Source organism: Streptomyces sp. NPDC006450 (genome assembly GCF_040612195.1).
Lineage (GTDB): Bacteria > Actinomycetota > Actinomycetes > Streptomycetales > Streptomycetaceae > Streptomyces.
In genome coordinates this window covers 21072-36341 of sequence record NZ_JBEXPT010000032.1, presented here as the reverse complement: position 1 = coordinate 36341, position 15270 = coordinate 21072, and the positions used below count along the sequence as shown (strand labels likewise).

11 protein-coding genes are annotated in these 15270 nt (G+C 70.6%); 3 read left to right on the top strand and 8 right to left on the bottom strand.

The features are described 5' to 3' along the window. The first annotated feature begins 1 nt into the window (after position 1). Together ABZY57_RS13265 and ABZY57_RS13260 are read left to right on the top strand one after the other, a co-directional pair. On the top strand, positions 2–1285 hold the full coding sequence (locus ABZY57_RS13265; RefSeq protein ID WP_356511275.1) for an acyltransferase: 1284 nt from the start codon (positions 2–4) through the stop codon (positions 1283–1285). 304 nt (positions 1286–1589) lie between these two features. Next, positions 1590–2627: a PP2C family protein-serine/threonine phosphatase gene (locus tag ABZY57_RS13260; RefSeq protein ID WP_356511273.1), complete on the top strand. Its 1038-nt coding sequence runs from the start codon at positions 1590–1592 to the stop codon at positions 2625–2627. A 48-nt stretch (positions 2628–2675) separates the two neighbouring features. Here ABZY57_RS13260 and ABZY57_RS13255 read toward each other — a convergent pair whose 3' ends face one another. From ABZY57_RS13255 to ABZY57_RS13240, 4 genes are all read right to left on the bottom strand, one after another. After that, positions 2676–3302 carry a TIGR03086 family metal-binding protein gene (locus ABZY57_RS13255; RefSeq protein WP_356511271.1) on the bottom strand — a complete coding sequence of 209 codons (627 nt, stop codon included), beginning with the start codon at positions 3300–3302 and terminating at the stop codon, positions 2676–2678. 185 nt (positions 3303–3487) lie between these two features. Beyond that, positions 3488–5512: a calcium-binding protein gene (locus tag ABZY57_RS13250; RefSeq protein WP_356511269.1), complete on the bottom strand. Its 2025-nt coding sequence runs from the start codon at positions 5510–5512 to the stop codon at positions 3488–3490. Between the two features lie 284 nt (positions 5513–5796). Then, positions 5797–6201 (bottom strand): FKBP-type peptidyl-prolyl cis-trans isomerase, encoded by a 405-nt coding sequence (locus ABZY57_RS13245; RefSeq protein ID WP_356511267.1) that lies wholly within the window; start codon positions 6199–6201, stop codon positions 5797–5799. 241 nt (positions 6202–6442) lie between these two features. After that, complete coding sequence (locus ABZY57_RS13240; RefSeq protein ID WP_356511265.1) at positions 6443–7765, bottom strand: DUF2254 domain-containing protein; 1323 nt, start codon at positions 7763–7765, stop codon at positions 6443–6445. 258 nt (positions 7766–8023) lie between these two features. On the opposite strand from ABZY57_RS13240, the gene ABZY57_RS13235 reads away from it, so the two are divergent. After that, on the top strand, positions 8024–9874 hold the full coding sequence (locus ABZY57_RS13235) for a glycoside hydrolase family 15 protein (protein ID WP_356511264.1): 1851 nt from the start codon (positions 8024–8026) through the stop codon (positions 9872–9874). A gap of 12 nt (positions 9875–9886) precedes the next feature. On the opposite strand, the gene ABZY57_RS13230 is transcribed toward ABZY57_RS13235, so the two are convergent. From ABZY57_RS13230 to ABZY57_RS13215, 4 genes are read right to left on the bottom strand one after another with little or no spacing between them, the layout of a single operon-like run. After that, positions 9887–11662, bottom strand: coding sequence for a cation:proton antiporter (locus ABZY57_RS13230; protein WP_356511262.1), 1776 nt, complete (start codon positions 11660–11662; stop codon positions 9887–9889). A 59-nt stretch (positions 11663–11721) separates the two neighbouring features. Next, positions 11722–12780: a cytochrome d ubiquinol oxidase subunit II gene (locus ABZY57_RS13225; RefSeq protein ID WP_356511260.1), complete on the bottom strand. Its 1059-nt coding sequence runs from the start codon at positions 12778–12780 to the stop codon at positions 11722–11724. Next, positions 12777–14249, bottom strand: coding sequence for a cytochrome ubiquinol oxidase subunit I (locus ABZY57_RS13220; RefSeq protein WP_356511258.1), 1473 nt, complete (start codon positions 14247–14249; stop codon positions 12777–12779). The genes ABZY57_RS13225 and ABZY57_RS13220 overlap by 4 nt, the downstream gene beginning before the upstream one ends. 42 nt (positions 14250–14291) lie before the next feature. Next, positions 14292–15131: an SDR family oxidoreductase gene (locus ABZY57_RS13215; protein WP_356511256.1), complete on the bottom strand. Its 840-nt coding sequence runs from the start codon at positions 15129–15131 to the stop codon at positions 14292–14294. Positions 15132–15270: the final 139 nt, after the last annotated feature.

Below are 15270 nucleotides of genomic sequence, written 5' to 3'. Positions count from 1 at the left end.
CATGACTGCATTCACCGACCGCGGGCGCGCTCAGGACACCATCCAGTTGAGAGCCCTCGCCATTCCGCGACAGCCGGGACCGGAGGCGGAGCCGAGGCAGGCGCCGGAAGCGGAGCACGCGCCGCAGACCCCGTCCCCGCGCAAGGGCGGCCGCGACCGCTACCTCGACCTGCTGCGCGCGCTGGCCCTGATCCGCGTGATGGTCTACCACAACTTCGGCTGGTTCTGGCTGCCCCTCGTCTTTCCGTCGATGGGCGTGATGTTCGCGCTGGCCGGCTCGCTGATGGCCCGCTCGCTCAGCCGTCCCGCCCTCGGCGTGATCCGCGGCCGACTGCGCCGGCTGCTGCCGCCGATGTGGCTGTTCGGCGCCATCCTGATCACCGTCCAGATCATCGACGGCTGGGGCCCCGACTCCGACGGCCACCCCACCTGGTGGTGGGCCAAGCTGGCGTTCTGGATCCTCCCGCTGAGCACTCCGCCCTACGCGGACGCGCTGCCCGGTTTCGGCCTGGTGGAAGGCGGCTGGGCCCTGCAGATCACCGTCCCGCTCTGGTACCTCCGGGCGTACCTGTGGTACGTACTGCTCTCCCCGCTGATGCTCCGGGCGCTGCGACGGCTGCCGTGGGTGACGCTGTTCAGCCCCCTGGCGCTGCTCATCGTCATGAACTCGTTCTTCGCCGACCAGGAGTTCCTCTACGGCCGGGTCTGGGAGACCGCCAACGACTTCGCGATGTTCGGCTCCTGCTGGATCCTCGGCATGGCCCACCAGGAAGGGCTGCTCAAGAAGATCCCGCAGTACGTCCTGCCGTCCATCGCCCCGCTGGTCATGGTGGCCGGCCTCTGGTACCTGCAGACCCGCCCGGTCGATCCGACCGTGCACACCGACATCGAGTCCTGGCCGATCGCCCAGGCCCTGTGGTCCCTCGGCTTCGTCGCCATCCTGCTCCACGTGAGCCCCTCCTGGGAGCAGTGGCCCAGGTTGCTGGAACGCTGGAACGGCCTGGTCAGCCTGCTCAACGCGCGTGCGGTCAGCGTCTACCTCTGGCACCAGGTGGCACTGGTGGCCGCGATTCCGCTGATCGACCCGCTCTGGAGCGTCCCCTTCTTCTACGACAACCTCCAGTGGCTCCTGGCCAGCCAGTGGTTCACCCTGCTGGTGGCGATCCCCCTGGTCGGCCTGCTGGTCCTGACCTTCGGCTGGGTCGAGGACGTGGCCGCCAAACGCTCACCGCGGCTCCTGCCGTACCCGCGCCGCCAGCGGGGCAGGCGCCGGTCCGCCGACTGACGGGGTCCGCGCCCGGATCAAGGGGCCGCCCCGGAGCGATCACACCGTGGACGATGGTCACGGCCGTCGGGTCTGAGGGCATCCGCGGTGCGTCGCAGGAGCCCCCCCGCGTGGGGACCGGAGCCGGTGGCGAGCACCCCGCGTGCCACGCCCGCCACCGTCGGTGCCCTCGCCGCCGTCGGACGCCGGTGGCGAGGCGCCCCTGTCCGTCAGGGCGCTTTATCCAGATTTCGCAGATATTCTGAGGAATGTGATCGAGTCTGGACGGCCGCGGCACCGCAGGCGCTCCGGCCAGGGATGGCTTGTGCGGCTGTCACCGGTCATCCTGACCGTCGTCATCGCCAGTCTCGCTTACACGACGCCTCCGGAAATGGCCTTCAGTCGTCTCCTGCCCGCGGCGCCGGCCCTGGCCGCCGCCATGTGGCCGGTGCTCCCCACCGTCCTGCTCGGGACGGTCTGTCTCCTGCTGATGATCGGCCTCAGCCTCGTCTTCCCCGACCTGGGGACGTGGTGGACGGCCGCGGGGATCATCGCGGTCACCGTGGCCGCCGCGTACGGAAGTCATGTCCGGCTCAAGTGGGAGCGCACGCTCTTCCAGGTACGGCTCGTCGCCGACGCGGCACAGCAGGTGGTGCTGAGCCCCATGCCGCGCCGCATCGGCGGCATCGAGATCGAGTCGCTGTACCTCGCGGCCGCGGCGGAGGCCCGCATCGGCGGGGACTTCTACGAGGTCGTCGACACTGCGTACGGGGTCAGGCTGCTCATCGGTGACGTGCGGGGCAAGGGCCTGCCGGCCGTGGGAGCGGCAGCGGCGATCGTCAACGCCTTCCGGGAAGCGGCCTACGGCGAGTCCGACTTGGTGGAGGTCGCGCGCAGGCTGGACGCCAGCAGCACGCGGTACAACGCCGCCTTTCCCCCCGAGGGGCCGATGGAGCGCTTCGCCACCGCCCTTCTCGTGGAGATCCCGCACGGGGGCACGCGGATCGACATCCTCAACTGCGGGCACCCGCCGCCGTTGGTCCTGAACCGCGGGAAGCTCCGCGTCCTCGACTCGGCCAATCCGTCCCCGCTCCTGAGCCTCGCGGAGCTGATCGGCGATCAGTACACCGTCGACCACTTCGACTTCGCCACCGGCGACGTGCTGCTCCTGTACACGGACGGGATCGCCGAAGCCCGCGCCCGCAACGGTGAGTTCTTCCCGCTGACGGCGTGGATGCGCCGACAGCCGGCGGCCCATCCCCGCGACCTGCTCGCGGCGCTCCACCGCGATCTGCTCCGCTACAGCAAAGGGCGTCTCGACGACGACATCGCCGCCCTCGCCGTACGCCTGTGCGATCCCTGAGGCGCGCGGTGGCGAGGGGAGCGCATGCCGAGGCCTGACGCGCCGCCGTCAGACGGCGGGCCGCCCCGCGCCCGTGCCCGGCCCCGCACCGCCCGTCCGGCCGGGATCGCGCCCGCTCAGCCCGACCGCCCGGTCCAGTAGCGGGGCGTCGTCCGGTACGGGGACGGCGGGGCCGAAGATGTCCCCGCCGCCCCCTTCCTCCGCCGCTGCCAGGAGGAACGCGTACGAGGTGTCCAGCGCGGCCTGATCGGGTGCGTACTCCTGGCCGGTGGCCCGGGCCAGGTCCCAGCCGTGGATCACCAGTTCGTTGACGGCCACCAGCCCGGCGATCTCGCCCGGCAGGTCCACGCCGCCGGCGCGGGTCATGCCGGTCCAGGCGGCCGGGTCCCTCCAGGCCTCGGCCAGTTCGCCGAGGACCCGGGGCAGTTCCTCGCGCCAGCCGGCGGGGAGGGAGGGCACGGCCGCGTCGGGGGCCGTGTCCGTCGTGGGGCCCAGATCCTTGCGGGCGGCGTCGCGGAAGGCGACGGCGAGGCCGACGAGGTGGCCCAGCAGGTTCCCGACCGCGTACGCGGGGCAGGCCGTCGGGTCGGTGAGCCGGGCGTCCGGGACGCCCGCCGAGAGGCGGGCCACGATCCGGGCCTGCGGTCCGAGGTCGAGCATCGTCGTACCGGTCATCTGCCGCTCCTTCGGGGTCGGTGGGTCTGGAGGGTAGACCGGCGAGGGGCCCCGAACTCATCGCGACGCGGGCGGAACGTTCACCGGGGAGAGACAGCTCGGCCCGGGAGGGGAGCGAACCCCTCCCGGGCCTCATGCGAGCCGGTTGGCGCCGGAGGACCGGCGCGGCTCAGTGGGCAACACGCTCAGGGGCAGCTGATGCGGGTGTCGCCCGGGTCGGTGGTGCAGGTGTCGGAGCCCATGCCGCCATTCGCGGTGTCGTTGGCGCTGACCCCGTCGGTGGTGGTCAGGCGGTCGTTGCCGTAGTAGCCCGTGAGGATGTCGTTGCCCGGGCCGCCGTTCAGGGTGTCGTCGCCGAAGCCCCCGTCGATGTTGTCATGGCCGGGCCCGCCATGGACGGTGTCGTTGCCGTAGCTCGCACGGACGGTGTCGTTGCCGCTGAGGCCGCAGATGACGTCGTTGAAGTAGCCGCCGTTCAGGGTGTCCGTACCGCTCGTGCCGATGATCGTGCAGCCGCGGGCGTTGTTGACCGAGGTCGAGGCACCGGCGCTGTTGTTGGCCGGGTTCGGGTCCTGGGTCGCGGCGGTGGCGGAGGCGCTGTTCGTCAGGGTGCCGGTGGCACGCGGTTCGGCCGTCACCGTGACCGTGGCGCTCGAACCCGGGGCGAGGCTGCCGAGCGCGCAGTTCGCCCCGGTCGCCGTGGCCGTACAGGTGCCCTGGGAGGGGACGGCCGACAGGAGGGTGCCGCCGGCTCCCGAGAGGGTGTCGGTGAGCGTCACGCCCGTCGCGGTCACGCTGGACGTCGCGGCGTTGGAGACCCGCACGGTGTACGAGGCCTGGTCGCCGATGCTCACGGTCGTCGTGCCGGTCTGCGTCACCGACAGATCGGCGGTCGAGGGGGGCGGGGGCGGAGTGCCGCCGCCGCCTTCGTAGCGGGCGATGCCGAAGGCACCCAGCCCGGCCAGGCCCGCGGCCACGATCTTCCCGTCGGGCTGCACGAGCAGTCCCCGGATCTCCTCCCCGCCCAGCATGCCGGTGTACACCCGGCCGTCACCGCCGCCGAAGCCGGTGTCCAGGCTGCCGCTCGGCAGGTAGCGGGCGAGGGCGAAGTCGGAGGCCTCCTGGCTGTCGGGGTCGTCGGCCGTGCCGCCGACGAGGATCTTCCCGTCCTGCTGGAGCGTCATGTCGTACGCCACCGCCGTGCTCAGGGGCCAGACGGTGGTGACCCGGCCGCTGGTACCGAAGGCGGGGTCGGGATTGCCGCTCGCGGTGAACCGGGCGAGTGCGAAACCGGTGTCGGTCGTCCCTGCGGCGACGACCATGCCGTCGGACTGGACCGCCACGGCCCGGCCGAAGTCCGTACCGCCGAAGTTCGCGGTGGCCATGCCGTCGCCGCTGAAGGAGGTGTCGAGGCTGCCGTTGGACAGGTAGCGGGCCACCCCGAAGTCGAAGGCGGTACTGCCCACGTATCCGACGGCGACGAACCTGCCGTCCTGCTGGAGCGCCAGGCCGGTGGCCTGGCCGCCCGCGTCCCCCGGGAAGGCGGGAGCGAAGCCCGCCACCACTGTGCCGTCCCCGCCGAAGGACGGGTCGGGACTGCCGTCCGGGTTGAGGCGGGCCAGTGCGAAGCCCGCACCGCCGCTGAGGCCCACCGCGAGGATCTTTCCGTCCGGCTGGACGACCAGGTCGGCGGCCCCCGAGGCCCCACCGAACGATTCGACGCGCACCAGCCCTGCCGAGCCGAAGCTCGTGTCGAGCGAGCCGTCGGTGGTGTAGCGGGCGACGGAGAAGAAGCAGCAGCCGCCGCCCTCGCCCACGACCTCCGTGGAGCCGGCGACCACGATCTTCCCGTCGGAGGGCTGTACCGCCACCGCTTCGGCCTGGTCGTCACCCCCGAAGTCGGTGGTCACCCGGCCGTCGCCGCCACCGAATGCGGTATCGACGGAGCCGTCGGCGCCGTACCGGATCAGCGCGATGTCGAACGGGACGCCCGGCCCCGTGACGCGGCCGGCGACGACCAGCTTGCCGTCGCCCTGCCGGGCGACGTCCAGACCCTCGGCGTAGTCCCACGGCCCGCCGTCGTCGGGGAAGTACGTCTGGACCCTGCCGGAGCCGGCGAAGGTGGGGTCCAGGTCCCCCGGAGCCGCCAGCGCGGTGCCGGGCAGCGCGAGGACCAGCGCCAGGGCGCCGGCCGCCGCGGCCGCCACCACCCTGGCCGCCCGTCCGCCGTGCCGGAGGGGGCGGCGGTGCCCGTCAGATGGTCTGGGGTGTGAAGGGGTCATGGGCGTACGGCCTCCGAGTCGCGTCGGGGAGTGAGCACGCAGCAGCTTCGTGCCGGACGCGCGCGCGACGGCCGAGGCGCGGGCCGCGCTGAGCCCTCCGAGGGCGGGATCCACCCCCGCGGACGAATGGGGGAGGATCCGGAGCATCTACATATAGGCAGATGCTCGGGACGGCAGGAGGGGAGTGGAGGAGAGGAGAGAGGCCAGGGCCGCTAGGACTTGCTCCACCCGGTCGTGCCGGAATACGAGTCGAGCAGGTCCACCACGAACACCAGCGTCGAGCCCGCCGGAATCAACGGCGAGGGCGACTGGTTGCCGTAGCCGAGACGCGGAGGAACGATGATCTCGCGCCGACCGCCGACCTTCATCCCCCTCACCCCCCGGTCCCAGCCCTTGATGACCTTGCCGCTGCCCAGGGCGAACTTGAACGGCTCGCCCCGCTCCCAGGAGGCGTCGAATTCCTTCCCGGACGCGAAGGTCACCCCGACGTAGTGGACCCTGACCACCATGCCCGGCTTCACCTCGGCCCCGTCCCCGACGACCAGGTCCCGGATGGTCAGCTCGGTAGGAGCGTCACCCTCCGGAACGTCGACCTCGGGCTTCGTCAGTTCACTCATGGCCGCCTCATTGCGCTCCGCATGACTCTCGGAAGTACATCAAACCCCACGGAGCACGGTGCGGCGTGACCGGCCGTGCTCCTCCTCGCCGCGTCCGTGGTGGGGCCGGGCCGAGCCCGTCGGCGTCCTGGAAGAAGCCGAGCCTCTTGGGCGAGTAGCTGACGAGGAGGTTCTTGGTCTGCCGGTGGTACAGCAACGTCAGGCGCCCGACCACGGGAAACGATCGCCGCCGGGTATGAGGTCAGGCAGGTGGTCCGAGAATGGTCCGGATTCCGGTCGCGGCAGGGTGTTGCCCTCCGATGCCCTGGTGGTCGGCCTGCTCCGCGATGGCCCGGCGGGCCGGGTCGGTGAACTCGCGCTCGACCGCCTCCTGCAGGAGGAGCAACTGCGTGCGCACGGCGGAGTGCTGCGATGGCGGCAGGGCGTCGAGCAGGCCGTCGAGCATGGCCCGGAGCCTCCGGCAGATCTGCACGGACGAACTTCCGTAGTCACGGATCTCGCAGACGGCGAGCTCGAGGTAGTTGTCCCAGTCCCGGCCGGGGAGCACGAGCCGCGCGTCGCCGCCGCGATCGGCCAGCACGTAACGTCCGGGGAGGTGCGTGGTGCCGACCGTGTGCAGGAACCACTCGATGTAGTTGATGACCTGCACCGCGGTCGTGGGGTCGTTCACCGCGGGCGAGAGGGCCCTGATCGCGATGTCGACGAGGATCCGGAGTGCGAAGGCGGGATCCTGTTCGATCGTGCGCTCGGCCCCGAGGGCGATAGAACCGTTCACCCGCTCCGGGTCGGGCCTGGAGGTGCCCCCACGGACCTCCACCAGCACGGTGCCGGGCGGTACGAAGTCCCCGATCGGCCGGGTCACGACGAAGACGCACTCGTGGCGGGCCGCCTCCGCGATCAGACCGGGCACGTCGAAGGCCTGAATGGCTCCGCCGCGCACGGTACGGATCTGCAGCACCGTACCGTCGGACGGTACGGCTCCGGCTCCGCTGGGCGCGGCGCCCCGGATTGCCGCGGCGCCGTCGGCGAGGACGGTCTCTCCCATGCGGGCGACCAACTCTGCGATGGCCACCGGTCGGAGGCTGTGGGTGAACCGGTTGAGGTAGATGAGCAGGAGTACCAGGCTCACGGCCACCGCCGCGCCGGCCAGGGTGACCCCGAGGTCGGGGACCGATGTGGATTCGACGCTCCGCAGCAGGGAGAAGGCGAACGCGAATGTCCCGGTGAAGGTCGCCAGAACGGCCTTCTGCAGCCGGTCCCGGTACCACAGGCGCATGTACCGGGGGGAGAGGGTTCCCGTGGCCTGCTGCACCACGAGCACGCCGATGGTGACGACGAACCCGAGCAGCGCCACCATCGCGCCCACGATGGCGGTGAGCACGCCGCTCGCCGTCGTGGCGGAGTAGTGCCAGCCGCTCGGCGGCCAATCCGCGCTGTCGACGGCAAGGGCGGCCTCGGCGAGAAGGGCGCCGAGAACGAGACCGATCATCGGCACGATCCACAGACTGGCCTTGACGTACTGCCGCAGCCTGAACCGGTCCGCCCAGGACGTCATGACGCCCATGCCACGCCCCCTTCGCGGGAGGAGTCAGGTGCCCATGAGGCACGACGAGACGACGGGCTCCCTCGACGGGTTCCCCTCCACTTCACGGTAGGGCGACTGACGGCCCCGTGCCCAGCGGCAGCGCCGTCACTCCGCGTCACTCTCTTGACAGGACGCAGCGACACCGTCGGCCTAAGCTGATCGGGTGCCGTTCGGTCCACCTCACTCCCGGCGCGCACGTGCCTCGCCTGTGGTGGACCGGGCTGAAAGGGGCGCGCGATGGAGGACTATCCCCTGATCGAGGACCACGGTCTGATCGGTGATCTGCAGACCGCGGCGCTCGTGACGACCGATGCGACGATCGACTGGTTCTGCTGCCCTCGGTTCGATTCGCCCAGCGTCTTCGGCTCTCTGCTCGACCGGCGGAAGGGCGGCCACTTCACCGTGCGGCCCGTTGCCGACGCGTACACGACCAAACAGCTCTACCACCCGGACACGGCCGTTCTGGTGACGCGCTTCATGACGGAGGCCGGGGCGGGTGAGGTCGTGGACTTCATGCCGGTGACCGGAAACACCGCGACGGACCGGCACCGTCTCGTCCGCCTGCTCCGCTGCGTGCGCGGCAGCATGACGTTCGAAGGGGAGATCGCTCCACGCTTCGACTACGGCCGCAAGCCGCACGAACTCCACCTGTCCGAGCACGGCGCCCTGTTCACCTCGGAAGACCTGGACCTGGCCGTCCACCTCGTCCGTGAGCCGCAGGACGAGCGGCTGATGAGCATCCTGCCGGGAGACAGCGACGATCTGCGCTTCTCCTTGAGCCTGCGGGCGGGGGACCAGCGCGGCCTGGTGATGGAATCCGCCCCTGACGGGCCTCCGCACGAGGTCCGCCTGGAGGAGTTCGAGCGCCTCTTCCACGAGACGGTCCGCTACTGGCGTTCCTGGCTGGGACAGTCCACCTACTCCGGCCGCTGGCGGGAGGCGGTGGAACGTTCGGCCGTGACGCTGAAGCTGATGACCTACGCGCCGACCGGCGCCCTGGTCGCCGCGCCCACGGCGGGGCTCCCCGAGCAACTGGGCGGGGAGCGGAACTGGGACTACCGGTTCACCTGGATCCGTGATGCCTCCTTCTCGGTGTACGCCCTGCTGGGCCTGGGGTTCAAGGAGGAGGCGTCCGCGTTCATCAACTGGCTGCACGACCGGATCAAGCAGGAGGCCGGTCAGGGGAACGGTTCGGGGCCCCTGAACATCATGTACCGGGTCGACGGCTCCGCCGACCTGGTCGAGGAGACCCTCGGCCACTGGGAGGGATACCGCGGCTCCGCCCCGGTCCGCATCGGCAACGGAGCGGCGACCCAGCTCCAGCTGGACATCTACGGCGAGGCGCTCGACAGCGTCTACTTCGCGCACGAGCACGGCATGCATCTCGACCACCGGGGCTGGCAGGCCCTGCACACCTTGCTCGACTGGTTGGTCGACCACTGGGACCAGCCCGGCGAAGGGCTCTGGGAGACGCGCGGGGGCCGGAAGGACTTCACCTACGGTCGTGTGATGTCCTGGGTGGCCTTCGACCGCGCCCTGCGGATCGCCTCCGACGACGGCCGCCCCGCGGCCGGCGGTCGCTGGGTCGACGCGCGGGACGAGACATACGCGCAGGTGTACGACCGTGGCTGGGACCCGGGGAAGCGGGCCTTCGTGCAGCACTACGGCGAAGACGTCCTCGACTCCTCGCTGCTGCGCATGCCGACGGTCGGCTTCATCACGCCGGACGACCCGATGTGGAAGTCCACTCTGGACGCGATGGAGCGCGAGCTGGTCAGCGACAGCCTCGTCTACCGCTACAACCCCGAGGCGTCCCCCGACGGGCTGCGCGGCTCCGAGGGAACCTTCTCCCTGTGCACGTTCATGTACGTCGACGCCCTGGCCCGGGCCGGACGCACCGACATGGCCAGGCTGGTGCTGGAGAAGATGCTCACCTACGCCAACCACCTGGGGCTGTACTCCGAGGAGATCGACCTGACGGGACGGCAGTTGGGCAACTTCCCCCAGGCCTTCACCCATCTGGCACTGATCGACGCCGCGATCACCCTGGACTCGATGCTCCGGGACACGGGGCACGCCGGACCGTAGTCCGCGCGCGTCTCAGCGGGGCGCGGGGGTGGGCGCGGGCCCGAGGAGGACGACGGTGTCACCGGCCTGGGCCACGGTCTGTCGTCGCTCCGTGACGGGGTCCAGCCGGTGATCGGCCCGTACGACGAAGAGCGTGTCGTACTCCGGCCGCGGCGGGACGGTGGCCGGCTGCACCGTGAAGCGGGCCCCCTGCCCGTAGCGTTCCGCGAGGACGTGGCGGACCAGTGAGCTCCCGAAGAGGATGTCGCCGCCGGTGTACGGAGCGACCACGCCGTGGCTGTCGAGCGGTGGCCCCACCCGGTAGACGGGACCCTCGACGTTGTCCTGCATCACGATCGAGGCGAGTGCGTTGAAGTCGTCGTCGTCGGTGGCCAGGAAGACGGCCGTCACGCCCTCCAGACGGGCCCCGGGGTTGATGGCCGTGGCGAGCAGATCGCCCTTGGCCAGCTCCAGGCCCGCCCGCTTGATCTGTTCCCGTTCCTTCTCGACTCCCGCCCACATCAGCACGTCGAGGCCGGCGGACCGCAGAGCCCTGCCCAGGTCGACCACCCACGGCTCGCCGCCCACGAGGAGGACGCGGGTGCCCTCCGTCTTGACGACTCCCAGCCGTCCGGCCACCGGCGCCGCCGTCAGCGAGTACAGCAGAACGGTCCCCACGATCACCAGGAAGGTGACGGGGAGGACCTTCTCGGCCCCGGGCACTCCCCGTTGCACCAGGCCGGCGGAGAAGGCCGACGCCGTCGCCGCGGCGACGATGCCGCGTGGGTCCATCCACCCGACGAAGGCGCGCTCGCCGCGCGTGAGGTCCGTGCGCGCCGCGGCGCCGAAGGCCACGACCGGGCGGACCACCAGGACGAGGATCGCGATCAGGCCGAGGGCGGGAAGGAGCACCGGCACGAGGGACGACGGGGTGACGGTGGAGGAGATGGAGACGAACAGCAGTCCGATGATGAGCTGGACCAGGGTCTCCAGGAACGGGCGGCGCGCGGGCATGTCGAAGCCGCGCATGTTGGAGACGGCGAGGCCCGCCATGATCGCGGCGATGAGCCCCGTGTCGTCGCGCACGACGTCACAGGCCGCCGATACGCCGATCACGATGGCGAGCTGCGCCAGCGTTCCCAGCGTCTCGCCGAGCCGCAGGGTGCGCAGGGTGAACCACAGCAGAGCGGTGGCCACGACCCCGCCCGCCAGCCCGAAGGCGAGGCTGAGCATGAACTGGCCCAACTGGTAGCCCCGGCCGATGTCGATCTGGTGCGACGAGGCGACCGCGTGGAAGGTGAGCGCGCCGAGGATGGCGCCGATCGGGTCGGTCAGCGTCCCCTCCCAGATCAGGATGCGCCGCACCTTGTCGCTCGGCCGCACGAAATCGAGGATCGGCCCCACGACCGTGGGCCCCGAGACGACGAGGATCATGCCGAGCATCGCGGCCACGCGCAGGGGCATGTCGAACATCACCGGTGCCACCGCCCCGGTGACGAGGAAGGTGAGCAGTACGCCGTACACGAGCAGCCTGCCCACGATCCCTCGGGTGTGGTGGGCCAGCTTGCGCAGGTCGAGTCCCAGACCGGCGTCGTAGAGGATCACCGCGACGGACAGCGACACCATGGCGGAGAAGCTCGGCCCCAGCAGCTTGTCCGGGTGGATGACGTCGGTGACCGCGCCGGCAGTGAACCCGGCCGGCAGCAGGATGATCAGGGCCGGGACGCGCAGCTTGCTCGCCAGGATCTGCGATCCGGTGGCGAGCACCACCGTCAAGGCGAGTCCGAGAAGGATCTCGTCGTCGGTCACAGCGGCTTCCTTAGCTCGGAATCTGGGCGCGGGGTGTCCAGGACGAACGCGACGGGCGATCAGAGGTCGGGTGCCGTCCCGTCACCTGTGGTGCCGCGCTCCATGCGCAGGTCGGCGTCGGTGAGTTCTTCGAGCTCACCATGGGCGTCGAGCCAGTAGAGGAAGACGACGGCCGGCACCACGAGCACCAGGGCCACCAGGGTGACGATCGCCAGCCAGGTCAGGGTGGCAGGCGATCCCGCGGCGTCGGCCACGGTCAGCGAGGTGGGCAGCAGGTAGGGGCGTTGAGCCATGCCCCAGGCCAGGACGGCGGACGCGACGACCCCGACCGCCGTGACGCGCAGCCACGTGCCCGGTGTACGCAGGAGCAGCCAGCCGGTCGCGAGTGCCGCCCCTCCGGCGACCGCCACGAAGAGCAGTCCCGGGCCGTGAGTGAGTCCGTGCCACACGTAGGGGGAGTCCTCATGGGTGACGAACCCGGTGACCACCGCCAGGACGGTCAGTACGCCGAGACTGCTCAGCGCCCGCCGCCTGAAGTAGCCGATGAGTTCGGGGGCCTCGAACCGGCGGGCGTCACCCGTGAGGAACACCGCACCCAGGAATGCCGTGGTCGCGATCGCCACCAGCCCGAACACGAGGGAGGTGGGGTTGGTCCAGGCGTCGGCCGAGGCCGTGGTGCCGGGCGCCACGCGCCCCGACGCGATGCCTCCGACGGCGGTTCCGAGGCAGAACGGCGTCACGACCGAGGCAACGGCGAACACGGCACCGAACAGGCGTCGGCCGGCGAGCCGCCGGGTGGGCTTGCGGAAGGCGAACCCAGCGCCGCGCAGCACCATGCCCACCACGGCCAAGGCCAGCGGCAGCCACATCGCGGAGAACACGGCCTGGAAGAAGGTGGGGAAGCCGGTCCACATGACGACGAGGACGAAGATGAGCCAGACGTTGTTCACCTCCCACACCGGAGCCATGGCGTGGTCGATGAGCCACCGGGGGCGCCGACCGCGCTCCGTCCCTCCGGCGGTCAGATCCCAGAAGCCTGCGCCGTAGTCCGTGCCGCCGGCGCAGGCGTACGCGGTCACGGCGAGCAGCAGCACCACGGCGATGAGGTCGGCGGTCATGGGCGACCCTTCCCGGTGCGTGCGGTTCCGCCCGCGGTGGCGGAGGCGTCCTGCGAGGCCCGTGGTCCGTAGGGGGTGTCGGCCTCGGGATCCTGCGCCCCACCACCCGCCGCACGCTGCTGGTCCGCGAGCCGCCAGCGCGTCCGCATCTTGAGCAGGACGCCGAGAAAGGTGCCGAACAGCAGGACGTACACCACCATCACCACACCGAGCATGATCCACAGGCTGGTGGAGCGGGTCGACGTCACCGCCTCGGCGACCCGCATGTTCTGGTACACGATCCAGGGCTGGCGTCCCACCTCGGTGGCGATCCAGCCGCACTCGACCGCCACCACGGAGGCCACGCCCGCACAGGCCGCCGCGCGGTAGAACCACGTCGAGGCGGGCAGCCGGCGGTGCCGCAACCAGACGAACCCGTACCAGAGCGCGAGCAGCACCAGCGCGGATCCGATCAGGACCATGATGTCGAACGCCCAGTGGGCGATGGTCGCCTGTGCCGCGGTGGGGCGCTGGTCCGCCGGGACGGAGGTCAGCCCCACCACCTCGGTGTTCGGACTGAACCCGGCAAGCACCGAGTCGAGCAATGGGATCTTGATGCCGCCCGAGACGGTGCCGTCCTCGTTGAGGCGCCCGAAGAGGTACTCCGGCACCCGGGTGTCGGTCTTCCAGACGATCTCCAGGGCGGCGAACTTCACCGGCTGCTTGTGGAACACCGACCGGGCGATGGAGTCGCCGAGGACGAACTGGACCGGGGTGGCGACGGCGGCGATGGTGAACGGAACGGCGAAGCCGAGCCGGTGGTAGTGGTCCCGGCGGCCGCGCAGCCAGCCGACCGCGTAGACACCGGCCACCATGAACCCGGCGGTGATGATCATCGCCACGACGAAGTGCCAGTACTGCGGGCCGAACATGGGCGTGAAGATCGCCTTCCAGACGTCCACGTCGACCGGGTTGCCCCCGGAGTCGAGCGAGAAGCCCTGTGGCGTGTTCATCCAGGAGTTGGCGGCCAGGATGCCGAACGCTCCGAGCAGTGCCGCGAACGGCAGGGGCAGCCCGAGGAGGAAATGTGTCCGCGGCTTCAGCCGCCGCCATCCGTAGAGGTAGACGGCGATGAGCACGGCCTCCAGGAAGAAGGCCCAGGCCTCGACGCCGAATCCGATGCCGAAGACATCACCCCACCGCCCCATCAGGCCGGGCCAGAGCAGACCGAACTCGAAGGACAGCACCGTGCCGGTGACGATGCCGAGCGCGAACTGCACCGCCATGACGGCCGACCAGCGCCGTGCCAGGAGCAGTGCCGTGGGGTCGTTGCGGCGCAGCCCGCGGTAGTGCATGACGAGGGTGATGAAGGGGAAGGCGACGCCGAGGGGTACCAGGATGATGTGGGAGGCCAAGGTGAAGGCCATGAGTTCCCGGGCCGGCAGGAGTTGGGCCGGGGCATCGGCCAGCAGGTGGAGCGAGGTGGACATGCAAGCCTTCGATGTTCGGGAACGTGACTGTCTGGGAGAACGTCATCCACCCGTGGCGAAGCCTGGGAAGAGGGTCATGCCGCCGTCGACGTACAGGGTGGTTCCCACCACGTAGTCCATGAGGTCGGAGGCGAGCGCGACGACGGCGTGGGCGATGTCCTCGGGGTCGCCGATCCGGTCGTACGGGATGAGCCGAAGGAGGTCCGCCCGTGCTTCGGGTGTCTCCCAGGCGGCGCGGTTGATCGGCGTCTTGATCGCCCCCGGGGCCACCGCGTTCACACGGATCTTCTCGGGCGCCAGCTCCTGGGCCAGGGTCTGCATCATCATCTGCACCCCGCCCTTGGAGGAGGCGTAGTTGACGTGGCCCGACCAGGGGATGAGCTGGTGCACCGAACTCATGCAGATGATCTTCCCGGCGGAGCGGGAGACCTCGGGGACCACGCCCCGGCGCCGGAACTCCTTGGCCGCCTCCCGGGCGCACAGGAACTGACCGGTGAGATTGACGTCGATGACCTTCTGCCATTGGGCGAGCGTCATCTCGGTGAGCCGGGCGTCCCGCTGCAGTCCCGCGTTGGCCACGAGCACGTCGATGGTGCCGAACTCCTGGACCATTCGGTCCGTCATGGCGACGACCTGGTCCTCCTGGGACACGTCGGCCTCGTACGCCGCGGCGCGCACCCCGAACGAGGTGATCTCCTGGACCACCTCTTCGGCGGCCTCGCGGTCCGACACGTAGTTCACGACCACGTCGGCCCCCGCTCGGCCCAGACCGATGGCCGTGGCCTTGCCGATGCCCGAATTGGCGCCGGTGACCAGCGCCTTCTGGCCGTGCAGCAATCGCTCCGGGATCACGCTCTGCGGAGCACCCGCTGTGGACTCCATGTCGCCCTGCCTCCTCGTTGCACGGTCGCGCCGAGCCCGGGGTCCGGGGTCGCCGCGCCTCTCACGCAATCACTCGATGAGGTGGGCGGCATTTCCCCCGAGCCGCTATTGGTCCGTTGGCGCCAGCATCTTCCTCCGG